We start from the raw sequence: 5,521 nt of genomic DNA, 5'->3' as shown, positions 1-5,521 counted from the left end.
ATGCGCTTACCTAGCGAGGTGTTGAGCCGCCTGCAACTCGCGGACGGCGACCGGGTCATCTTGACCGAATCCCCGGAGGGCGGTTATCGACTTACCCCCTACGATCCGGATTTCGAGCAGCAGATGGCGGCGGCCGAAGACGGCATGCGTCGCTATCGCAACACGCTCAAAGCCCTGGCCGAATGAAGCGGCGGCGCGGGATTCGGTGGACTGCGCTGCGCTTGTCCACCCTACGGTCGAAACGATATCAAGGCCGCGCCGAATCGACTGATTTTGACAGTCCAAGCACTGAAATGGAGGATGCAACGTGAATCCCGCCCGCATCGTTTATGAGAATGCTCCAGCCTTCATCCCTGTACCTGCCGAATTGCAGCACCAGCGGATCGAAGCGATCCTGTGGCCCTTGGAGGATGGTCCCGCGACCGTCACCGCCGCGTCTGACCCGGAAGCGTGCGAGCACGGAGAGGTCATGGAGCCATCCGCTGCTCAGGTCCTTCCGAGTCTGGCAGACTTTCGCGCAACGTTTCCGCTGCAAACTGTCAGCGCGGGCGATCTCTGCCGCGAAATGCGCGATGAGGATCGCTATTGATGCACTACGCCGATACCAGTGTATTGATGGCATATCTGGTCATTGAACCCTATTCCGCTCAGGCGGAGGCCGCGCTGCGAGATCCCGCTCACTCCCCCCTGGCGGTGAGCGCATGGACGGAAACAGAGTTAGTTTCCGCCTTCGGTATCAAATGCCGAACGAAACAGATCGATGAGGCTGACATGGAGAAGGGCCTGGAGAAGTACGAGGCGCTGCGCGGCTTTTTTGTCCACCTGCAAGTGCAACATGAAGATTATCGAAATGCGGCGACCTTGCTGAGAGACTGGCGGGTCGGGTTGCGTGCCGGCGACGCCTTGCATCTTGCCCTGGCGCAGCGTCATTCCTGCGTAATGCTCAGTCTGGACAAGCGTCTGGTGAAGGCCGGTTTGCAGGCCGGTATCGCGGGAATATGCCTACGTTGACTGTCGTTTGTGGATAAATAGCAGATCATGGATCATGAATACCAATAAGATCAAGACCTACGCCCCCAAGGCCCGGCGCGACTTCATCGCCGCCGTCACCCGCCGCGCGGGCACCTTCGGCCTCACCGCCAAGGGTACGGCGCCTGTGCGGGAGGAGGGGCAACTGGTCTTTATCGAGGGGCAGCCCTACCCGCGGTCGGTCGGCACCCAGCGCCGGAAGCTCGCCGCGCGGGTCAAGCAGCACGGCTTCGAGCAGACCATGGAGGCGGCGGCCTACACCTGGTTCAACCGCCTCATCGCCATCCGCTTCATGGAGCTGCACGGCTACCTGGACCACAGCTTCCGGGTGCTGAGCCACCCCGCGAGCCAGGCCCTGCCGGAGGTCCTGGGGCACGCCGAGCACTTGGACCTGCCGGGTTTGGATCGGGAGCGGGTCATCGAGCTCAAGATGGATGGCAACCGCGACGAGGAGCTGTATCGCGACCTGCTGCTGGCCCAGTGCCGGGCCTTGCACCGGGCCATGCCCTTTCTGTTCGAGCGCGTGGACGACGAGACCGAACTGCTGCTGCCCGACAACCTGCTCCAGACCGACTCACTGATCCGCGACCTGGTCGGCACCATCCCGGAAGAGGACTGGCAGGAGGTCGAGATCATCGGCTGGCTCTACCAGTTCTATATCTCGGAGAAGAAGGACCAGGTGATCGGCAAGGTGGTGAAGAGCGAGGACATCCCCGCCGCCACCCAGCTCTTCACACCCAACTGGATCGTCCAATATCTGGTGCAGAACAGCGTCGGGCGTTTGTGGCTCATGGCCAACCCGGCATCGACTTTGAAGGGCGAGTGGCCCTATTACATCGAGCCGGCGGAGCAGACGGCGGAGGTGCAGGCGCAGTTGGATGCGTTGATTGCGGCGCGCTGTCGGGAGGAAGGGGATAGGGATAAGGGGATAGGGGATAGGGGGGGAGACACGGCTTCTGACGCCCCCCTATCCCGTATCCCCTATCCCCTATCCCCTGAGACTATCACCGTCCTGGACCCCGCCTGCGGCTCCGGGCATATCCTGGTCGTGGCCTACGATGTACTCAAGGCCATCTACCTTGAGCGCGGCTACCGCCCCCGGGATATTCCGCGGCTGATCCTGGAGAAGAACCTCTACGGCTTGGACATCGACGACCGGGCCGCCCAATTGGCCGGCTTTGCGTTGTTGATGAAGGCCCGCGCCGATGACCGGCGGCTGCTTGATGACCCGCCCAAGCTCAATGTCCTGGCCTTGCAGGAGAGCAAGGGCTTGAATGCGGACGAATTGACCCGCTCTCTGCAACCCATCGCCGCGATGGTAGGTCGGGTTAGCCCGGAGGGCGTAACCCGACAGCCCCCGCTCGCATTCGCTCAAGATGACCTCTTTCCCGGCACCCTCCCGCAGATGAGCCTCGGCGAGTCGGTTGCGCCGGAAACGTCGGGCTACGCTGCGCTAACCCGCTCGACGATTGCCGCCCTGATCGATACGTTCGCTGAGGCCAAGACCTTTGGGTCGCTGATTCAGATTCCCACCACGCTGGCTAAGGCGTTGCCGGAGATGGAAGCGGCTCTATTGCAGGCCGTGGAGAGTGGAGACGTGTTCGCCCGGGCGGCAGCGGAAGGACTGTTGCCACTGGTAACGCAGGCGCGCGTGCTCGCTATTCGGTGCGATGCCGTGGTTGCGAATCCGCCGTATATGGGCACTAAAGGCATGAATCCTCTGGTGAAGAAATTCGCCGTGGATGGTTTTCCAGATGCTAAGAATGATCTTTTCGGGTGTTTCATCGAGCGTGGGTATGAGCTGGCAAAGGAGACTGGTCAAATCGCGATGGTCACGATGCAGAGCTGGATGTTCTTGTCTTCATTTGAGAAGATGCGCAAACGGATGCTGGGGGAGAAAACCTTAACTACTATGGTACAAATTGGCTACAACAGTTTTCCGTCGATGAACTCAAAAGTTGCGCGAGCGACGGTATTCTCGCTTGTGAATCACCGGCATAAGCGATTCGTCAGCACATTCATCGATTTGAATAGCGCGCATCAGGCTGCGGACAAAGATGCTGTATTTCTTGCAAGGGATCCGAGTGCCCGCTTTTTCGTTTCAGCGGATGACTTTAGCAAGATACCTGGTCGACCACTAGCCTACTGGGCTAGCAAGCAGATTGTGCAGTCTTTCTCACATCCACCTCTTGGAAATGTTTTCACAACCCGAGAGGGAATGGCCACAGCTGACAATGATCGTTTTCTTCGTTATTGGAGCGAAGTTTCTTATAAGGAGATTCGACTCCAGTGCGCATCCGAAGAAGACGCCGAATTATCCGAGGGAACATGGTTTCCATACAATAAGGGTGGCGAGTTTAGGAAATGGTATGGAAATAACGAGTTCGTAGTCGAGTATAAATATAGCGGCCATAGCATCAAAAGTCACAAAGACGTGACAACTGGCAAGCTAAGATCTCATAACTATAACGGCGAGTTCGGCTTTCGTGAAGGGTTGACGTGGTCTGCTATTACATCGGGGCCGTTTTCTGTGCGCCATTCTCCGCAGGGCTATTTATTCGATTCTAAAGGAGCTAAGGGGTTCTCGCTGCATCATTATGAAATCCTCGCTCTTCTTAACTCCTGTGTTGCCCGCCAATATCTTTCTTTCTTATCCCCGACGTTAGACTTTAAGGTTGGGGATGTGGTTCGTATCCCGATGATTATCGAGTCGCTTAATGATGGGGTTGCCTCTCGTGCGCGTGAGATTATGCTGTTCTCCAAGTGTGACTGGGACGGCTACGAACGCTCCTGGGATTTTCAGTCTATACCTATCTTGAAGACATCCCACGGACCCAGAGAAACCCTTGCAGCCAGCTATGCCAAGTGGATCGTCAAGAACCGTGAAACCATCGCTCAGATGAAGCGCATTGAAGAGGAGAATAATCGCCTTTTCATCGACGCCTACAGCCTTCAAGGCGAACTATTGCCTGACGTCCCTATCGACCAGATTACACTCACGGTCAATCCTGCCTACCGCTATGGCGGAAGTCTCATGGAAGATGAGCAGTCGGTGCGATTCTGTCAGGACACGATGACTGAGCTGATCTCTTACGCTATCGGCTGTATGATGGGCCGGTATCGCCTGGACCGGCCGGGACTGATTTACGCGCATAGCGGCAACCAGGACTTCGAGGCAATCTACAATGCCGCAAGAGAAGAATCCACAGATGACACAGATGAACACAGATTAAGAAATGAACATCTGTGTAAATCTGTGTCATCTGTGGACAATTCCTCTTTCCCCGCCACCGACGGTATCACTGATGCCGTAAGAGAAAAATCCACAGATGACACAGATGAACACAGATCAAGAAATGAACATCTGTGTAAATCTGTGTCATCTGTGGACAATTCTTCTTTCCCCGCCCCCGGCGGTATCACTGATGCCACAAGAGAAGAATCCACAGATGACACAGATGAACACAGATCAAGAAATGAACATCTGTGTCCATCTGTGTCATCTGTGGACAAGAATCCCTTCCCCGCCGACGCCGACGGCATCGTTCCCATCACTGATGCAAACTGGTTCGACGACGACGCGGCCAACCGCATCCGTGAATTCCTGTTGGCCGTCTGGGGCACAGAGACGCTGAACGAGAACATGGCCTGGCTGGCGGAAAGCCTGGGATCGAAGTCCGGCGAGACCCCGGACGAGACCATCCGCCGCTATCTCTCCACCAGTTTCTTCAAGGACCACCTGCAAACCTACAAGCGGCGCCCCATCTACTGGTGCTTTTCCAGCGGCAAGCAGAAGGCCTTCGAGGCCCTGGTCTATCTGCACCGCTACCACGAGGGCACCCTCGCGCGCATGCGGATGGAATACGTGGTCCCGCTGCAAGGCAAGATGGCCGCCCGCATCGACCGGCTGGTCGACGACATCGCGTCCGCGTCCACCACGGCCCAAGCCAAGCGGCTGCAAAAGGAGCGCGACAAGCTGACCCGCCAGCTCGACGAACTGCGCCGCTACGACGAGCAACTGCGTCACTACGCCGACCAGCGCATCGCCCTGGACCTGGACGACGGCGTCAAGGTCAACTACGCCAAGTTCGGCGACCTGCTCGCCGAGGTCAAGGCGGTTACCGGCACCAGTGCAGAATGATTGCATACGGGTCTCAGGCGTTGGGGTTTCATCATCGTTCTGGCGATGACTTCGCGGGCGCGGCGAGGGTAAGCCCCGAAGGGGCGCGACATACCAGCCCAGGGCAACGCCCTGGGTTGGTCGTCGGTGGATGCCTAGCCCTGAAGGGGCGTGACATCGTTCGCTACTCAGTTATTTGGTGCGGCCGTTTGTCACGCCCTTTCAGGGCTGGGTTTACTCATGCACCTCACCCAGGGCGTTGCCCTGGGCTGGTATGTGGCGCCCCTTTGGGGCTCAATATTCGGGAGGGCCGTGATCATAACCCCGGTCTGGCAGCCGACTGCGAGGTCTGTGGTCCGCACAGCGGACCCT

At 57.9% G+C, this 5,521-nt stretch carries 4 protein-coding genes; all 4 read left to right on the top strand.

From position 1 onward, the window contains the following. Positions 1-186: AbrB/MazE/SpoVT family DNA-binding domain-containing protein (locus QZY48_RS24325; RefSeq protein ID WP_295435936.1), on the top strand; the 186-nt coding region annotated here is incomplete at its 5' end. A gap of 121 nt (positions 187-307) precedes the next feature. Beyond that, positions 308-589: a hypothetical protein gene (locus QZY48_RS24320; protein WP_295435935.1), complete on the top strand. Its 282-nt coding sequence runs from the start codon at positions 308-310 to the stop codon at positions 587-589. Further along, entirely contained in the window at positions 589-1,011 is a 423-nt protein-coding gene (locus tag QZY48_RS24315; protein ID WP_295435933.1) for a type II toxin-antitoxin system VapC family toxin, read from the top strand. Before QZY48_RS24320 ends, QZY48_RS24315 begins: the two co-directional genes overlap by 1 nt. A gap of 34 nt (positions 1,012-1,045) precedes the next feature. Beyond that, a complete protein-coding gene (gene pglX, locus QZY48_RS24310) occupies positions 1,046-5,170 on the top strand; it encodes a BREX-1 system adenine-specific DNA-methyltransferase PglX (protein WP_295435931.1) in 4,125 nt (1,374 codons plus the stop codon). The last annotated feature ends 351 nt before the right edge of the window (positions 5,171-5,521 follow it).

Origin of the sequence: uncultured Thiodictyon sp. (assembly GCF_903828115.1) — a bacterium.
Taxonomy (GTDB): Bacteria; Pseudomonadota; Gammaproteobacteria; order Chromatiales; family Chromatiaceae; genus Thiodictyon.
Note: the sequence above shows the minus strand (reverse complement) of the source record. Positions and strands in the feature narration are given on the sequence as shown.